The organism is Pseudomonas sp. TH07 (assembly GCF_016651285.1).
Classification (GTDB): domain Bacteria; phylum Pseudomonadota; class Gammaproteobacteria; order Pseudomonadales; family Pseudomonadaceae; genus Aquipseudomonas.
The window spans coordinates 1,999,969-2,015,968 of sequence record NZ_JAEKED010000001.1; the positions used below are offsets into that span (position 1 = coordinate 1,999,969).

At 63.6% G+C, this 16,000-nt stretch carries 14 protein-coding genes; 8 read left to right on the plus strand and 6 right to left on the minus strand.

What is annotated here, in order from left to right:
* Window positions 1–22 precede the first annotated feature (22 nt).
* Entirely contained in the window at window positions 23–1,552 is a 1,530-nt protein-coding gene (gene gpmI / locus JFU57_RS09505) for a 2,3-bisphosphoglycerate-independent phosphoglycerate mutase (protein WP_078469393.1), read from the minus strand.
* Window positions 1,553–1,703: 151 nt separating this feature from the next.
* On the opposite strand from gpmI, the gene JFU57_RS09510 reads away from it, so the two are divergent.
* From JFU57_RS09510 to secB, 3 genes are read left to right on the plus strand one after another with little or no spacing between them, the layout of a single operon-like run.
* Window positions 1,704–2,117 (plus strand): rhodanese-like domain-containing protein, encoded by a 414-nt coding sequence (locus JFU57_RS09510; protein WP_078469394.1) that lies wholly within the window; start codon window positions 1,704–1,706, stop codon window positions 2,115–2,117.
* A gap of 1 nt (window position 2,118) precedes the next feature.
* Window positions 2,119–2,373 (plus strand): glutaredoxin 3, encoded by a 255-nt coding sequence (grxC, locus tag JFU57_RS09515; protein WP_020299536.1) that lies wholly within the window; start codon window positions 2,119–2,121, stop codon window positions 2,371–2,373.
* Between the two features lie 58 nt (window positions 2,374–2,431).
* Window positions 2,432–2,914 carry a protein-export chaperone SecB gene (gene secB / locus JFU57_RS09520; protein ID WP_020299535.1) on the plus strand — a complete coding sequence of 161 codons (483 nt, stop codon included), beginning with the start codon at window positions 2,432–2,434 and terminating at the stop codon, window positions 2,912–2,914.
* A 180-nt stretch (window positions 2,915–3,094) separates the two neighbouring features.
* Here secB and JFU57_RS09525 read toward each other — a convergent pair whose 3' ends face one another.
* The gene (locus JFU57_RS09525) at window positions 3,095–3,550 is read right to left on the minus strand and encodes a tRNA (cytidine(34)-2'-O)-methyltransferase (protein ID WP_078469395.1); all 456 of its coding nucleotides are present in this window, start codon (window positions 3,548–3,550) and stop codon (window positions 3,095–3,097) included.
* On the opposite strand from JFU57_RS09525, the gene JFU57_RS09530 reads away from it, so the two are divergent.
* On the plus strand, window positions 3,549–3,989 hold the full coding sequence (locus JFU57_RS09530) for a hypothetical protein (RefSeq protein WP_201129074.1): 441 nt from the start codon (window positions 3,549–3,551) through the stop codon (window positions 3,987–3,989). The two genes, JFU57_RS09525 and JFU57_RS09530, sit on opposite strands and share 2 nt — an antisense overlap.
* Window positions 3,990–4,666: 677 nt before the next feature.
* On the opposite strand, the gene ntrC is transcribed toward JFU57_RS09530, so the two are convergent.
* The 4 genes from ntrC to JFU57_RS09550 form a co-directional block, all read right to left on the minus strand.
* Entirely contained in the window at window positions 4,667–6,103 is a 1,437-nt protein-coding gene (ntrC, locus tag JFU57_RS09535) for a nitrogen regulation protein NR(I) (RefSeq protein ID WP_020299532.1), read from the minus strand.
* A complete protein-coding gene (glnL, locus tag JFU57_RS09540; protein WP_020299531.1) occupies window positions 6,100–7,185 on the minus strand; it encodes a nitrogen regulation protein NR(II) in 1,086 nt (361 codons plus the stop codon). Before glnL ends, ntrC begins: the two co-directional genes overlap by 4 nt.
* 416 nt (window positions 7,186–7,601) lie before the next feature.
* Window positions 7,602–9,020, minus strand: coding sequence for an MFS transporter (locus tag JFU57_RS09545; RefSeq protein ID WP_201129076.1), 1,419 nt, complete (start codon window positions 9,018–9,020; stop codon window positions 7,602–7,604).
* A 198-nt stretch (window positions 9,021–9,218) separates the two neighbouring features.
* Window positions 9,219–10,118, minus strand: coding sequence for a LysR family transcriptional regulator (locus tag JFU57_RS09550; protein WP_078469398.1), 900 nt, complete (start codon window positions 10,116–10,118; stop codon window positions 9,219–9,221).
* Window positions 10,119–10,229: 111 nt separating this feature from the next.
* Here JFU57_RS09550 and JFU57_RS09555 point away from each other — a divergent pair, with 111 nt between their 5' ends.
* The 4 genes from JFU57_RS09555 to JFU57_RS09570 are packed head-to-tail and all read left to right on the plus strand — an operon-like array spanning window position 10,230 to window position 15,991.
* Window positions 10,230–11,951: an acyl-CoA dehydrogenase family protein gene (locus JFU57_RS09555; protein ID WP_201129078.1), complete on the plus strand. Its 1,722-nt coding sequence runs from the start codon at window positions 10,230–10,232 to the stop codon at window positions 11,949–11,951.
* Between the two features lie 32 nt (window positions 11,952–11,983).
* The gene (locus tag JFU57_RS09560; protein ID WP_201129080.1) at window positions 11,984–13,171 is read left to right on the plus strand and encodes a CaiB/BaiF CoA transferase family protein; all 1,188 of its coding nucleotides are present in this window, start codon (window positions 11,984–11,986) and stop codon (window positions 13,169–13,171) included.
* Between the two features lie 36 nt (window positions 13,172–13,207).
* On the plus strand, window positions 13,208–14,755 hold the full coding sequence (locus JFU57_RS09565; RefSeq protein ID WP_201129081.1) for a 3-hydroxyacyl-CoA dehydrogenase: 1,548 nt from the start codon (window positions 13,208–13,210) through the stop codon (window positions 14,753–14,755).
* 33 nt (window positions 14,756–14,788) lie between these two features.
* Complete coding sequence (locus JFU57_RS09570) at window positions 14,789–15,991, plus strand: 3-oxoadipyl-CoA thiolase (RefSeq protein ID WP_078469402.1); 1,203 nt, start codon at window positions 14,789–14,791, stop codon at window positions 15,989–15,991.
* Window positions 15,992–16,000 lie beyond the last annotated feature (9 nt).

The window sequence follows — 16,000 nt, forward strand, 5'->3', positions numbered from 1 at the left end:
GCCGGTTTTGGGCCTTTTGCTATCAAACCAGGATCGATTTACCGGTCATCTCTTCAGGCTGCTTGAGGCCCAGCAGCTTGAGCATGGTCGGCGCGACGTCGGCCAGGACCCCGCCTTCGCGCACTTTCAGTGCACGTTTGCCGACATAAATGAACGGCACCGGCTCGGTGGTGTGGGCGGTGTGCGCCTGGCCGGTGGATTCGTCGGACATTTGCTCGACGTTGCCATGATCGGCGGTGATCAGGGCTTCGCCGCCGACCTTCTCCAGGGCGTCGACAATCCGCCCCACACACAGGTCCAGGCATTCCACGGCCTTGACCGCCGCGTCGAACACGCCGCTGTGGCCGACCATGTCGCCGTTGGCGTAGTTGACGATAATCACGTCATAGCGCTGGTGTTCGATGGCGTCGACGATCTTGTCGGTGACTTCCGGTGCGCTCATTTCCGGCTGCAGGTCATAGGTGGCGACCTTGGGCGACGGGATCAGGATGCGTTCTTCGCCGGGGAAGGGCTCTTCACGGCCGCCGGAGAAGAAGAAGGTCACGTGGGCGTATTTTTCGGTTTCGGCGATGCGCAGCTGGGTCTTGCCGTTTTTCGCCAGGTAGTCGCCGAGGACGTTTTCCAGGCTGCCGGGAGCAAAGGCCGATGGCGCGGGGATGCTGGCGGCGTATTGGGTGAGCATGACGAAACCGGCCAGTTTCGGCTGGCGGGCGCGCTCGAAGTCCTTGAAACCGTCCTCGACGAAGACCCGGGTCAACTCACGGGCGCGGTCGGCGCGGAAGTTCATGAACACCACGGCGTCGCCGTCTTCGACCTTCACCGGCTCGCCCAGGGTGGTGGCCTTGACGAATTCGTCGCTTTCGCCACGCTCGTAAGCGGCCTGCAGGCCTGCCTGGGCATCGGCGGCGTTGAATTCAGCCTGACCGTCGACGATCAGGTTGTAGGCCTGGGCCACGCGGTCCCAGCGATTGTCGCGGTCCATGGCGAAGTAGCGCCCGATCAGGCTGGCGATACGGCCCTTGCCCAGGGTCTTGAAGGATTCATCCAGCAGTTCGATGGACGACTGGGCGCTTTTAGGCGGGGTGTCGCGGCCATCGAGGAAGGCGTGCAGGTAGATTTTTTCGGCGCCACGCTTGAACGCCAGCTCGGCCATGGCCACCAGGTGGTCCTGGTGGCTGTGCACGCCGCCGTCGGACAGCAGGCCGAGGATGTGCACGGCCTTGCCCGCCGCCACGGCTTTATCGACGGTGGCGCAGAGGGTCGGGTTCTCGAAAAAGTCGCCGTCGCGGATCGATTTGGTCACCCGGGTGAAGTCCTGGTACACCACGCGCCCGGCGCCGAGGTTCATGTGGCCGACTTCGGAGTTGCCCATTTGCCCGTCCGGCAGGCCGACATCCATGCCCGAACCCGAGATCAGGCCGTTCGGCATGCTGGCGCACAAGCGGTCCAGGACCGGCTTCTTGGCCGAATAGACGGCGTTGGATTCGTGGCTCTCGCTGTGACCGAAGCCATCCAGAATCATCAGGACCAAAGGTTTAGGCGTGGTAGTCATAGATTCCACTCGTGGCTGGATTGGGGGAGGTGTTTAAAAAGGGAGTGGCAGTTTAAAGCTAAGTTCCGGTGCCGTCACCGCCGGGCGGGGTTTGGCCGACCTTGACGGCTGTGTATACTGGCCGACATTTTAACGCCCTGGAACCTCCTTGATGGTTGCTCACCTGATTCAATTCGCCACTGATCACTACTTGCTCGTCGGCGCCTTCGTCATCTTGTTGGCTCTGTTGATCGCCCATGAGTTGAGCCGCGGCGGCCGCAGCCTCAGCACCCGCGAGCTGACCGCACTGGTCAACAGCGAGCAGGGCGTAGTGATCGATATCCGTCCATCCAAGGACTTCGCCGCAGGCCACATCGTGGGCGCGCTGAACATTCCCCAGGACAAACTGATGGCTCGCATCGGCGAGCTGGAAAAACACAAGGCCAAGACCCTCATCCTGGTCGACGCCCAAGGCCAGCATTCAGGCATTCACGCTCGCGAACTGCTGAAGGCCGGCTTTACCGCCGCCAAGTTGTCCGGTGGCATCGGCAGCTGGAAAGCCGACAATCTGCCGTTGGTGAAGTGATATGGCCGCTGTCGTCGTCTACTCAAGTGATTACTGCCCTTACTGCTCGCGGGCCAAGCACCTGCTCGAGAACAAAGGCGTAGCCTTCGAAGAGATCAAGGTCGATGGCAAGCCCCAGGTGCGCGCCGAAATGGCCCAGAAGGCCGGACGCACGTCCGTGCCACAGATCTGGATCGGCAGCACCCATGTGGGCGGTTGTGATGATTTGTTCGCCCTGGAGCGCGCCGGCAAGCTCGACGCGCTGCTTAAGGCTTGACCGAACCCCCCAAAATAGTCGAACCCTCTAGTAGCCCCGAGATCAAGAAGGATCCGAGATGACTGACCAACAGAACACCGCCGCTACCGAAGACGAAAGCGCTCCACAATTTTCCCTGCAGCGCATTTACGTGCGTGACCTGTCCTTTGAAGCTCCGAAAAGCCCGGCAATCTTCCGCCAGCAGTGGGAGCCAAGCGTCGGTCTGGACCTGAACACCCGCCAAAAACCACTGGAAGGCGACTTCCATGAAGTGGTCCTGACCCTGTCGGTGACCGTGAAAAACGGTGAAGAAGTGGCATTCATCGCTGAAGTGCAACAGGCCGGGATCTTCCTGATCAAGAACCTGGACGAGGCTTCCATGAGCCACACCCTGGGTGCCTTCTGCCCGAACATCCTGTTCCCGTACGCTCGTGAAGCGCTGGACAGCCTGGTGACCCGTGGTTCGTTCCCGGCACTGATGCTGGCGCCGGTGAACTTCGACGCGCTGTACGCCCAGGAGCTGCAGCGCATGCAGTCGGCTGGCGAAAACACCGTCCAGTAAACCGCACGTGCAGTACGAAAAAAGCGCCGTTCAAGGCGCTTTTTTCATGTTCGGCCCAGCCATTTCCAGCGATCACCTTCAGCCGCTGCCGAGCCCGCGGGGCTGCGCTGGCCGGTGAGCTCGCCGTCGGTTGCGATCTGCGGCTGGAGCGTTTAGCAGTCTTGCGCCAGCGGCTGAAACTTACTTGAAACCCAGCTGCCGCCAGCCTTCATAGACGGCGACGGCTACGGTGTTGGACAGGTTCAGGCTGCGGCACCCTTCGCGCATCGGCAGGCGCAGGCGCTGCTCGCCGGGCAGGGCGTCCAGCACTTCGGCGGGCAGGCCGCGGCTTTCCGGGCCGAACAAAAAGGCATCGCCCTCGGCAAAGCTGGCATCGTGGAACGGCCGCGAGCCCTTGGTGGTGAAGGCGAACAAGCGTGGCTGGCCGAGACTTTCCAAGCAACTGGCGAGGTCGGCATGGCGTTGCAGGGTGGCGTATTCGTGATAGTCGAGGCCGGCACGGCGCAGGCGCTTGTCGTCCATGTCGAAACCCAGCGGTTCGATCAAATGCAGGTGGCAGCCACTGTTGGCGCACAGCCTGATAACGTTGCCGGTATTCGGCGGAATTTCTGGTTGAAAGAGGATGACGTGAAACATGCACGGCTCCGAAGAGAAAGACAGGCTGCATTCTACGCCTGAAGAAGACCCCAGGCCGAAGCTAATGCTGCGGGTGTTCGGCTCGTTGGCGATTGTCGGTTTGATGGTGGGGCTGATGATCGGCCGGCTGACGACCCCCGAGCCCACGCTGCTGCAGCAAGTGGAGGTGCAGCCCGATGGCCTGGTGGTGTGGTTCAGTCAGGAACCCAAGGTGCATGGCGAGCATATCGACGGCACCGTGGCGCTGCTGTTCGATGCCCAGGGGACGGCGCAGAACGGTCGGCTGAAGGTCAATGACAAGGATGTGAATTGGCGGGTCAGGGCGGCGGATGCGGGGTTGCTGCTGAACCTGGTGGCGGCGCGACCGCTGCACGGCGAGTGGGCCGGGACCAAGGTCGACGGGCGCTGGAAGCTGCAGATCCATCTGCGGGAGGAATAAAAGAGGGAATCCCCGGCCTGCCTGTACCAAGGTTCCCGAAACGGGTTGGACTCGTCGCTGTGAGCGTGATGAGCCCGGTGTAAAAGAGGGAATCCCCGGCCTGCCTGTACCAAGGTTCCCGAAACGGGTTGGGCTCGTCGCCGTGAGCGTGATGAGCCCGGTGTAAAAGAGGGAATCCCCGGCCTGCCTGTACCAAGGTTCCCGAAACTGGGTCGTGCTTGGGGTATTGCAGGGGGCGTGCCAATGTTCGAAAAGAATGTGGTTGTTGCCGGTATCCATGGTTGAAAGCCCCGTAATACGGGGCTTTTATCTTTTCGAAAGGCCACTGTTCGAATCCGAACTCCGCGAGACTCAAGGCCCGCTCTGTGCCCGATCACGGGGCACCGCGCATTCAGGCAGTGCAAAAGTCGCCTTCCCTGGCCGCCAACATAAATGCCAAGCAGAACTCCCATGCCTGTAGCCGCTGCCAAGCCCGCGAGGCTGCGCTGGCCGGGGGATATCGCTCATGGGTGTCAGAGTGGTTCAGAAGTGTTTGGAAGGGCCAGCGTTCGAACGCGGCCCGAGCCTGCGGCAGCGGCTACACGAGTCTGTAGCCGCTGCCGCGCTGGCGATGCAGCGATGGCTGGGAAGGTCGCCGAAGGGTCTCAGGTGGTTTTGCGGTGTATGCGCGGGCCAGCTCAGCCTTCCTCGCCTTCGTCATCGTCACCGCCGTCGACCTTCATCCCCAACTCCTTGATCTTGCGGGTCAAGGTGTTGCGGCCCCAGCCCAAGAGCACGGCGGCATCGCGACGGCGGCCTGCGGTGTGCTTGAGGGCGGTCTCGATCATGATCCGCTCGAAGCTCGGCACGGCGCTGTCCAGCAGGCTCGACTGACCACGGGCCAAGGCCTGATCGGCCCATTGGCGCAGCGCCTGTTCCCAGTTGGTCACTGGCGCCGAGTCCTGCGGCAGGCTCAGCAGCTCTGGCGGCAGGTCGCTGATGTGCACTTCACGCCCCGAAGCCATGACCGTGATCCAGCGGCAGGTATTCTCCAACTGGCGCACGTTGCCCGGCCACGGCAGATTTTTCAGGTATTCCTCGGTCTCGCTTTTCAGCAGTTTCGGCTCGACCGCCAGCTCCTGGGCGGCACGGCTGAGGAAGTGGCGGGCGAGGGTCGGGATGTCTTCGCGGCGATCGGACATCCGTGGAATATGGATGCGGATCACGTTCAGGCGGTGAAACAAATCCTCACGGAATTTGCCGGCGTGGACCAGGGTTTCCAGGTTCTGGTGGGTCGCGGCGATGATCCGCACATCGACCTTGACCGGCGTGTGCCCGCCGACCCGATAGAACTCGCCATCGGCCAGCACCCGCAACAGGCGGGTCTGGGTCTCGGCCGGCATGTCGCCGATCTCATCGAGAAACAGCGTGCCGCCATCGGCCTGTTCAAAGCGTCCGCGGCGCAGGTTGGCTGCGCCGGTGAAGGCGCCTTTTTCATGGCCGAACAGCTCGGATTCCATCAAGTCCTTGGGAATCGCCGCCATGTTCAGGGCAATGAACGGCGACGCCGCACGCGGGCTGTGGCGATGCAGGGCGTGGGCCACCAGCTCTTTGCCAGTACCGGATTCGCCATTGATCAACACCGTGATGTTGGAGTGACTCAGGCGGCCAATGGCGCGAAACACTTCCTGCATTGCCGGCGCTTCGCCGATGATTTCCGGGGTCCGGGCCAGGGCGGGCACCACTTCCAGGCCTTGCTGCTCCTGGGCGTGCTGGTTGGCGCGCTTGACCAGGGACACTGCCTCATCCACATCGAACGGCTTGGGCAGGTACTCGAAGGCGCCTCCCTGATAGGACGCGACAGCGCTGTCCAGGTCCGAATGGGCGGTCATGATAATCACCGGCAAACGCGGGTGCTGCTCGCGGATCCGCGCCAACAGGTCCAGGCCGCTGGCACCGGGCATCCGGATATCGGAAATGATCACGTCCGGTTGCTGGCGCGCCAGGCGACTCATCACGCCATCGGCACTGTCGAAGCTCTGGGTGGTCATGCCTTCCTGCTGCAAGGCTTTTTCCAGGACCCAACGGATAGAACGGTCGTCATCGACGATCCACACGGTTTCACTACGGCTCATGTCGATGGGGCTCCTTGTTCCAGTGGCAGAAAGATCGAGAACGTGGTGTGGCCAGGATGGCTGTCACATTCGATCAGGCCCTGGTGCTGGCTGATGATGTTCTGGGTAATGGCCAGGCCCAGCCCGGTACCGTCCGGGCGGCCACTGACCATGGGGAAGAAGATGGTTTCCTGCAGGTCGGCAGGGATCCCGGGGCCGTTGTCGATGATCTCGATCTTGGTCACCAGGCGATGGCGCACGTGGCCGATGGTGAACTGGCGCATGGCCCGGGTGCGCAGGCTGATGCGCCCCAGGCGCAGTTCATTCTGGCTGCTGATGGCCTGCATTGCGTTGCGCACGATGTTGAGCACCGCCTGGATCATTTGCTCGCGGTCGATCAACACATCGGGAATGCTTGGGTCGTAGTCGCGCACCAAGGTGATGCAGCCCTGGCTCTCGGCTTCCACCAGGCTGCTGACCCGCTCCAGCACTTCATGCACATTGCACATGGCCAGGGACGGCAGCTTGTTCGAGCCGAGCATGCGGTCCACCAGGTTTCGCAGGCGGTCGGCTTCTTCAATGATGACGTTGGTGTAGTCCTTGAGGCTTTCTTCCGGCAGCTCCCGGGCCAGCAACTGGGCGGCGCCGCGAATCCCGCCGAGGGGGTTCTTGATTTCATGGGCCAGGCCGCGCACCAGCATCTTGCTGGTTTCCTGCTTGGACAACTGGGCCTCTTCCTTGGTGATGCGCAGCAGCCGGTCCCGAGGGTGGACCTCCAGCAGCAGCAAGGTGTCGCCGTTACTCAGAATCGGCGTCACCGCGTAATCCACGGTCAGGGTCTGGCCGGTCAGCGCGGTGAGCATGGCTTCACGCTTGGTGAAGGGATGAGCCTGCTCCACGGCCTGGCGCAAGGAGCTCAGTGCTTCGGCCGACTCGGTGAACAACTCACTGATAAATTGCCCGTGGCTGCGTTGTCCGCTGATGGCCAGGAGCATTTCCGCGGCCGGGTTCATGTACTCAAGGCGCAGGTCGGCGTTGAGCAGAATGGTCGCGGTGGTCAGGTTGTCGAGTAGCAAGCGGTGCAATTGGTCGCTGATGGTCATTAGGACCTCTTTTGGAGCAAAACACTTCGGGGCCGATCCCGGAGTGCGCGCGCGGGTAAAGCGCTGAGTGAGGAAAATGCAAAAACCAAACCAAGGCTCCGAAAAGAAGCGTCAAAGCCCTGAAACAGCTGTTTGAAGCTCGATTGCGTGGCGCTTGGCCAGCTTTGGCGGGTATTTTCGAACCAAAATGGGCCGGGTAATGGGTATCGGGGCGTGCGTGCGCACCAATATAGTGCGCTTCCTGAACGAGTGCTCTAAAGAATAGCCGCTGCCCGTGGCGACGCGATCGGCGCTGCGTTTTTGTGCGGCGCACCACGCACAAGGCCCGCTCGGGGCGGGCCTTGTTATTCAGTCAAAAGCGAACACTTCCTATGGGGGGGAGCAAACTCCCGCGCCACCGGAGGCTGGTCGCTCGGTCAGCGGGCGGGCTGGGGCAATCCGCCCACGTCCTGATGTGCCGGGCGAGGACTGTCTGTCGGGGTGATGGTCGAAGTGCCGGCTTCGCGCGCCAGTTCATCGGCATCTGCCTGCTCGGCGGTCGACAGCTCGGCGGCGTTATGGCCGATGCGTTTGAGCAACAGCAGCATGCACACCAGCGACACCACGGCATAGCAGGCCGATGCGATGGCCACGCCGACGATGCTCCCGGTGCCGTTGAGGATGCTTTGCGCCAGTACCGGTGTGGCGCCGCCCACCAGCAACGAGCACAGCTGATAGGAAATCGACAGCCCGCTGTAGCGCACCCGGGTCGGGAAGGCGCGGGCGAGGATACCGCCGACGGCACCGTAGAACATCGAGTGCGGCACGGTGGCCAGGCACATGCCGAGCACGGCGATCCAGTAATTGCCGGTTTCCACCGCGAAGAACATCGCCGGCATCAGGAAAAATTCCGGCACCACCATCAGCACCACGGCCTTGCGCATGTCCATGCGTGACACCAGCACCGCGCCCAGGGGCTGGGTGATGAACTGCACCACCAGGGCGATGATGATCACGCTGAGAAACGTGCTTTGGGTGTAGCCCAGTTCCTTGGTTGCCCAGGACAGGGCAAAGGTGCTTTTGAAGTAGGTGACGTGGATGATCGGCAACACCCCGGCCCCCAGCAGCACGATTTTCCAGTGGCTGCGCAGCACCTCGAGGATCGGCAGCTTGACGGTCTTTTTCTGCTGGATCAGGCGCTTCATGTCGTCCGACTCTTCGAGCTTGAGGCGGATCACCATGCCGACGATGACCAGCGCCGCCGAGAGCAGGAACGGAATGCGCCAGCCCCAGAGCAGGAAGTCCGGTGCCGGCAGCGCACTGAGGGCGAAGAACACCAGGGTCGCCAGCAGGTTGCCGGCCGGTGAGCCTTGCTGAGCGAAGGCGGCGTAGAGAATGCCCTTGCCCTTGGGCGCGCTTTCACTGGCGATCAGCACCGCGCCGCCCCATTCACCGCCTACCGCGATGCCCTGGATGATGCGCAGCACCACCAGGGCGATTGGCGCCCAGATGCCGATCTGCAGGTAAGTGGGCAGCAGGCCGATGCAGGTAGTGGCGATGCCCATCATGATCAGGGTGATGACCAGGGTGGTCTTGCGCCCGATCTTGTCGCCCAGGTGGCCGAAGATGATGCCGCCGACGGGGCGTGCGACAAAACCGGCCCACAGGGTCAGGAACGACAGCAGGGTAGCGGTGCCCGGTGGCAGGTCGGCGGGGAAGAACACTTTGCCGAAGACCAGGGCGGCCGCGATCCCGTAGGCATAGAAGTCATACCATTCGATGGTGGTGCCGATGAATGAGGCAACGCCCGCTTTGCGGGCTTTTTTGTGGGCAGCAGCTTCCAGGGCGGGATTCATGTTCACTTCCTGCTTGTTGTTATTGTTATGTGCGCCCCGCGCCATTTTCTGCCGAAAATGTCGCGGACATTTCGCTGGGCGAATCGGCGCATGAGGTTCTTGCAAGGTCCGACTGCTCGGAGCCTATACAGGCAGGTATGAAAAAAATAATGATTAAAACTTATTGTTTGATACGTGATTTCGTATGGTCGCCCGGGCTCAGGGCTCCGCTGTTGCGGGTTGTTGCAGGGCCTTGAGCAGCGCCAGGAAACTCTCGGCGGCGGCCGCCGGTTTGTCGGCATGACGAATCGCATGGATCTCTGAAAGCGCGCCCTCGCCCTCGATCTCGCAGTAATGCACCCCTTGTTGCCGAGTCATGGCCAGGGTCTGCGGGACCAGCGCCACGCCCATTTCGTAAGCCACCATCGCCACCACGGTTTGCCAGAGCCGGGTCTCATGGCGGATGCGCGGGCTGAACCCGGCGGCCACGCAGCGGGCGATGATCAGGTCGTGGTAGTGCGGCGAGACGTTACGCGGAAACAGAATGAAATCATCGCCGGCCAGTTGTGCCAGGTCGATCCGCTGTTGCTGCGCCAGGGGGTGTCCCTCGGGCAGGCAGCAGAGAAAGGGTTCGGCCAGCACCGGCTCGCAGTGGATGCTCGCGGCAAAGGTGTTGCCATGCACGAAGCCGATATCGATCTGGCCGCGTTGCAGGGCCTGGACCTGTTCGGCGCTGTTCATTTCCATCATCACCACTTCGGTGTCCGGGTGTTGCTGCTCGAAGCTCTTCACCGCCTGGGGCAGGCCGCGGTGCAGGATCGAGTTGACGAAACCGACACTCAGGCGCCCGACAAAACCCTGGGCCGAACGCTGGGTCAGGCGCCGCGCCTGCTCGGCGCGCAGCAGCAGGTAACGCGCCTCGTCGAGCAGCACCTGGCCGGCATTGGTCAAACTCACCGACTTGTTGTTGCGGATCAGCAGCTGGATATCCAGCTGGCTCTCGAGCTTTTTGATGTCGAAACTCAGCGCCGGTTGCGAGATGAACAGGCGAGTCGCGGCGCGCCCGAAATGCAGTTCTTCGGCCACGGCGACGAAGTAGCGCAACTGTTTGAGGTCCATGCTGATCCCCTGCTCTACGATTTGGTTTTCTTATCGTAGTGGAATGATTTTGTATTAGATACTTATCGATGGCGGTTCTAGTCTCGGCGTACAAGAACCAGGAGACGCCCCATGAACGTCGAGCCACACGCCACCGAAGACAGCCTGAACATCCCCGATAGCCGGGGCCTGAATCTATTCGAATGCGATGCCGGGCTGGCCGCGCTGCTCAAGGTTTACCTGCCGGCGCAGGTCTATGGGCAGTGGCTACCGACCTGGCAGCGCCTGGGGGCCAGGGCGGGTGGCGAACTGGACGTGCTGGCCCTGTCGGCCGACAAGAATCCCCCGGTACTGCGGCCCCGCACCCGACGAGGGGAAAACCTGCAAAGCATCGCCAAGCATCCCGACTTCGTTGAGCTGGAGCGTGTCGCCTATGCCGAACTGGGCCTGGCCGCCATGAGCCATCGCCCCGAGCCGGCGCTGCCGCTGGTGAAGTACGCGCTGACCTACCTGTTCGTGCAGGCGGAGTTCGGCCTGTGCTGCCCGGTGAGCATGACCGACTCCCTGACCCGCACATTGCGCAAGTTCGGTGCCCCGGAATTGGTGGAACGCTACCTGCCGCAGCTGGCGTCACAGGATTTTGACCAACTGTTCCAGGGCGCCATGTTCATGACCGAGCAGGCGGCCGGCTCCGATGTGTCACGCACCGAAACCCGGGCGCGGCTTGAGAATGGCGAATGGCAGCTGTTTGGCGAAAAGTGGTTCTGTTCCAACCCGGATGCCGACCTGGCCATGGTTCTGGCCCGGCCAGACGATGCCCCGGCGGGCATGGCCGGGGTCACCCTGTTCCTGCTGCCCAGGCTGCGCCCCGATGGTTCGCGCAACGCCTACCGGATCCAGCGCCTGAAGGACAAGTTGGGCAGCCGCTCGATGGCCAGTGGCGAGATCACCCTGGAAGGGGCCACCGCGTACCTGATCGGCGAAGTCGGCCGCGGTTTTCAGCAGATGGCCGACATGGTCAACATGTCGCGCCTGTCCAACGGGGTGCGCGCGGCGGGGTTGATGCGCCGTGGCTTCAACGAGGCGCTGTTTATCGCGCGCCAGCGCCGAGCCTTCGGCAAACACCTGATCGAAATGCCGCTGATGCAGCGCCAGTTGTTGAAGATGATGCTGCCCACCGAGCAGGCCCGCTCGATGTTCATGCAGATCGCCACGTTGCTGCCTCGGGCCGATGGCGGCGATGAAGCGGCGCGCAAGTGTGTGCGCATCCTCACCCCGATGATCAAGTTCCGCGCCTGTCGCGATGCGCGGCGAGTGACCGGCGATGCCATGGAGGTGCGCGGCGGGGTCGGTTACATCGAAGAGTGGAGCGACGGGCGGCTGGTGCGCGATGCCCATCTGGGCTCGATCTGGGAAGGCACCAGCAACATTGTTGCGTTGGATATCGCCCGCGCCGTGACCCGCGAGCAAGCCCTGGAACCCTTGCAGAAAATGCTCGCGCAATTGCTGGCCGAAGCCGACTTGCCGGAGCCCAGCCGGCGCCTGTTCGAGGTGACCCTGCAGCGTACGGTCAGCCACTTCGACGAGGTGGCCCGGCAGCGTCAGGACGAACAGGTGCGCCAGGCCGGCAGCGCCCTGTATCACCTCGCCAGCGCGATTTTCATGGCCTGGGAAGCCTGTCGACAGGCACCTGACTATCGCCGCCTGGCCTTGGCCCATCTGGTGCTGCAGCACAAGTTGCTGCCCCGCGACCCGCTGCGTTCGGCACCGGTGATCGACGCCGCGCTGCTGGCGAACCTGGCCAATGAGCGTCCGCTGTCGCTGGCTGAAGCCATGCAGTTGCTGCCTGCCTGAACGGCACTTCCCCTCTTTGCTGGAGAACACTGATGAACCCAACCCAAGGTGCCCTGGCGGGCCTGAAAGTCATTGACCTCAGCCGCGTGCTGGGCGGCCCTTACTGCTCCCAGGCACTGGCTGACCATGGCGCCGAAGTGATCAAGCTCGAACCATTGGGCGGCGACGAAACCCGTGGCTGGGGGCCGCCCTTCGAGGGTGACGACGCCTCGTACTTCAAGGGTGTGAACCGCAACAAGCAAGGGATCGCCGTTGACCTGTCGCGGCCCGAGGGCCTGGATCTGTTGATGCAACTGCTGGAAGGTGCCGACGTGCTGGTGGAGAACTTCAAGCCAGGCACCCTGCAGCGCTGGGGGATCGGTTATGCCGAGGTGCTGAGCCAGCGCTTCCCGGGGCTGATCCATTGCGCGATTTCCGGCTTCGGCGGCGATGGGCCCCTGGGCGGCTTGCCCGGTTACGACGCGGTGATCCAGGCGATGGCGGGCTTGATGAGCGTCAACGGCGAAGGCGATGGCGGGCCGTTGCGCATCGGGCTGCCGATTGTGGACATGGTCACCGGCCTGAACGCCCTGGCCGGGATTCTGCTGGCGCTCAATGAACGTCACCGCAGCGGCCTTGGGCAGTCCCTGGACATCAGCCTTTACGATTGCGGCGTGTCGCTGCTGCACCCGCACCTGGCGAACTTCTTCGCCGCCGGCAAGACCCCGCAGCGCACCGGCAATGCCCACCCCAATATCGCGCCCTACGACAGCTATCGCACCGGCAGCGTGCCGATCTTCCTGGCTGTGGGCAACGACCGCCAGTTCGCCCGATTGTGCGAGCAACTGGGGGCGGGTGCCTTGCTCGATGACCCGCGTTTTGCCAGCAACGGCAGCCGTTCGGTCAACCGTGAGGCACTGAAGCAGGCGCTGGAGCACCACCTGCAAACCCATGACGGCGCGGCCTTGGCCCAGCAGCTGATTGGCCTGGGGGTGCCCTGCGGTTCGATTGCCACCATCGACCAAGTGGTGGCCCACCCCCACACCCGACACCGGGGCTTGCTGGTGCAGATCGACGATTACCGCGGGGTCGGCTCGCCGGTGAAGCTGTCGCGCACCCCCGCCAGCTACCGCAGTGCACCGCCGGCCCTGGGCCAGGACACGCGCCAGGTTCTCGAAGGCCTGGGCCTGGATGCGCAGATGATCGCCGGCCTGTACGCCAGCGGCATCGTGCGCGGCTAAGCGCGCCATGGCTGTTTCATTTTTCGGGAGCGCTTTATGAATGGCGAGTCGGTCTGCCTGAACACCTTGCAATGCATCGGCGTGGTCGGTGCCGGCGCCATGGGCCAGGGCATCACCCAGGTGCTGCTCCAGGCTGGGCTGACGGTGCAACTGTTCGACGCCCGTTCCGGTGCCGCCGATAGTGCCCGCGAGCAACTGCACGTGCGCTTCGCCCGGTTGCAGGACAAGGCACGCATGAGCCCGGAGGCAGTGGTGCAGGCGCTGGGCAAGCTACAGGTCGTGCACAGCCTGCAAGCGCTGGGCGACTGCCAGTTGGTGATCGAGGCGATCGTCGAAAACCTGGAGGCCAAGCAGCAGCTGTTCCGGGAACTGGAGCAGGTGCTGGACAGCAGCGCGCTGCTGGCGAGCAACACCTCGTCGCTGTCGATCACGGCCATCGCGGCGGCCTGTCGTAACCCGCAGCGGGTCGCGGGGCTGCACTTCTTCAACCCGGTGCCGCGTATGCGCCTGGTGGAAGTGATTGCCGGCCTGGAAACCGCGCCCGAGATCGCCGGGCAATTGCAGGCCCTGGTGCGGCACATTGGGCACCGTCCGGTGCTGGCCAAGGATTCCCCCGGGTTTATCGTCAACCATGCCGGCCGTGCGTTTGGCACCGAGGCCCTGCGTATCTTGAGCGAGGGCGTGGCGTCGGTGACGCAGATCGATGCACTGCTGCGTGACGGTGCCGGATTCGCCATGGGGCCCTTCGAACTGATGGACCTGGTGGGCCTGGATGTCAGCCTGCCGGTGATGGAATCGGTCTACCGGCAGTTCTACCAGGAGCCGCGCTACCGCCCCCATCCGCTGCTGCGCCAGATGCAGGCTGCTGGCCATCTGGGGCGCAAGAGTGGCCAGGGTTTCTACCGCTATGACGGCGTGCACGACACTCCGCAGCCATCCTCTGTATCGGCGCCACGTGGTATGCCGCCGGCGGTGTGGATGGCCGCTGATGACGAGCTGGGGCATGCGCGTCTGTTGGCCCTGCTCCAGCGCCTGGGGGTGGAGCTGCAAACCGGCCCTAGGCCATCCGGCGATGCGTTGTGCCTGCTGGCGCCCCTGGGCGATGACGCCACTGAGGCCGCCTTGCGTCATGGGGTCGACCCGGCGCGCACGGTGGCGATCGATACCTTGTTCGGGCTCGATCACCAGCGCTGCCTGATGCTCACTCCCAGCACCCGGCCGGACATGCAGCTGGCTGCCCACGACTTGTTCAGTGCTGACGGTGGCCGGGTGACGCTGATCCACGACAGCTGCGGTTTTGTCCTGCAACGAACCCTGGCGTCGATCGTCAACCTGGCTTGCGATATCGCCCAGCAAGGCATTGCCTCAGTTGCCGATATCGATACCGCGGTGCGCCTGGGGCTCGGTTACCCCCAGGGACCGCTGGCCTGGGGCGATCAATTGGGTGCCGAGCGGCTGTTACAGATTCTGCTGCGCATGCACGCCCTGACCGGCGAGCCGCGCTATCGCCCGAGTGGCTGGCTGCGGCGCCGGGTGCGCCTGGGCCTGTCGTTGTGTCAGGCGCCCGAGCCGCTGCTGGCTTGAGTGCTGTCGTCCACCTGCCATGAGAGTTGCGCCATGCTTGATGCCTACATTTACAGCGGTTTGCGTACCCCGTTCGGCCGCTATGCCGGTTGCCTGTCGCGGGTGCGCCCGGATGATCTGGTCGGGCCGTTGCTGGCCCGGTTGATGGAAACCTCGGGCTTGCCGATGGATGAGCTGGAGGAGGTGATTCTGGGCTGCACCAACCAGGCGGGCGAAGACAGCCGCAACCTGGCGCGCAATGCCTTGCTCAGCGCCGGCCTGCCTTGGTGCGTGCCCGGGCAGACGATCAACCGCCTGTGCGCCAGCGGCCTGTCGGCGGTGGTCGATGCGGCGCGTGCCATCACCTGTGGCGAGGGCCAGTTGTACCTGGCTGGCGGCGTCGAAAGCATGTCCCGTGCGCCCTTTGTCATGGCCAAGGCCGAGAGCGCGTTCAGCCGCTCGGCGGAGGTGGCGGACAGCACCCTCGGCGCGCGTTTCAGCAACCCGCGTCTGGTCCGGCTCTACGGCAACGACAGCATGCCGCAGACCGCTGACAACCTGGCGCGGCTGTTTTCCATCAGCCGCGAGCAGGCCGATATCTTTGCCGCGCTGTCCCAATCGCGTTACCAGTCGGCCCTGCAGGCCGGGCACCTGGACGACGAGATCCTGCCGGTCGAGGTGCCGGCGGGGCGCAAGGGCGAGGTGCTGCAGGTCAGCCACGACGAACATCCACGGCCGCAATCCGATTTCGAACGGCTGTCGAAAATGTCGCCCCTGGCTCCGGGCTCGGTGATCACTGCGGGTAATGCCTCGGGGATCAACGACGGTGCGGCGGTGCTGCTGCTCGGCAATCGCGCCATTGGCGAGGCGCATGGGGTGGCCCCGATGGCGCGGATTCTTTCGTCGGCCGCCGTCGGCGTGGAGCCGCGAATCATGGGGATCGGCCCGCATCAGGCCATCGAGCTGGCGTTGCACCGTGCCGGCCTGACCCTGGAGCAGGTCGACCTGATTGAAATCAACGAAGCATTCGCGGTGCAGGTGCTGGCCTGTCTCAAAGTCCTGGGCCTGCGCCATGACGACCCTCGGGTCAACCCGGGCGGCGGGGCCATTGCCATCGGTCATCCGCTGGGCGCATCCGGCGCTCGCCTGGTGCTGAGCGCCTGCCGCACCTTGCAACGCTACAAGCTGCGCTATGCGGTGGTCAGCCTCTGCGTCGGGTTGGGCCAGGGTGTGGCCATGGTCATTGAGCGCGCCTGAGGCCCAGGG

What these genes read in the sequence shown, in the direction of transcription:
- gpmI (WP_078469393.1), bottom strand. Translation starts at nt 1,552, where the DNA reads ATGACTACCACGCCTAAACCTTTGGTCCTGATGATTCTGGATGGCTTC.
- JFU57_RS09510 (WP_078469394.1), top strand. Translation starts at nt 1,704, where the DNA reads ATGGTTGCTCACCTGATTCAATTCGCCACTGATCACTACTTGCTCGTC.
- grxC (WP_020299536.1), top strand. Translation starts at nt 2,119, where the DNA reads ATGGCCGCTGTCGTCGTCTACTCAAGTGATTACTGCCCTTACTGCTCG.
- secB (WP_020299535.1), top strand. Translation starts at nt 2,432, where the DNA reads ATGACTGACCAACAGAACACCGCCGCTACCGAAGACGAAAGCGCTCCA.
- JFU57_RS09530 (WP_201129074.1), top strand. Translation starts at nt 3,549, where the DNA reads ATGCACGGCTCCGAAGAGAAAGACAGGCTGCATTCTACGCCTGAAGAA.
- JFU57_RS09525 (WP_078469395.1), bottom strand. Translation starts at nt 3,550, where the DNA reads ATGTTTCACGTCATCCTCTTTCAACCAGAAATTCCGCCGAATACCGGC.
- ntrC (WP_020299532.1), bottom strand. Translation starts at nt 6,103, where the DNA reads ATGAGCCGTAGTGAAACCGTGTGGATCGTCGATGACGACCGTTCTATC.
- glnL (WP_020299531.1), bottom strand. Translation starts at nt 7,185, where the DNA reads ATGACCATCAGCGACCAATTGCACCGCTTGCTACTCGACAACCTGACC.
- JFU57_RS09545 (WP_201129076.1), bottom strand. Translation starts at nt 9,020, where the DNA reads ATGAATCCCGCCCTGGAAGCTGCTGCCCACAAAAAAGCCCGCAAAGCG.
- JFU57_RS09550 (WP_078469398.1), bottom strand. Translation starts at nt 10,118, where the DNA reads ATGGACCTCAAACAGTTGCGCTACTTCGTCGCCGTGGCCGAAGAACTG.
- JFU57_RS09555 (WP_201129078.1), top strand. Translation starts at nt 10,230, where the DNA reads ATGAACGTCGAGCCACACGCCACCGAAGACAGCCTGAACATCCCCGAT.
- JFU57_RS09560 (WP_201129080.1), top strand. Translation starts at nt 11,984, where the DNA reads ATGAACCCAACCCAAGGTGCCCTGGCGGGCCTGAAAGTCATTGACCTC.
- JFU57_RS09565 (WP_201129081.1), top strand. Translation starts at nt 13,208, where the DNA reads ATGAATGGCGAGTCGGTCTGCCTGAACACCTTGCAATGCATCGGCGTG.
- JFU57_RS09570 (WP_078469402.1), top strand. Translation starts at nt 14,789, where the DNA reads ATGCTTGATGCCTACATTTACAGCGGTTTGCGTACCCCGTTCGGCCGC.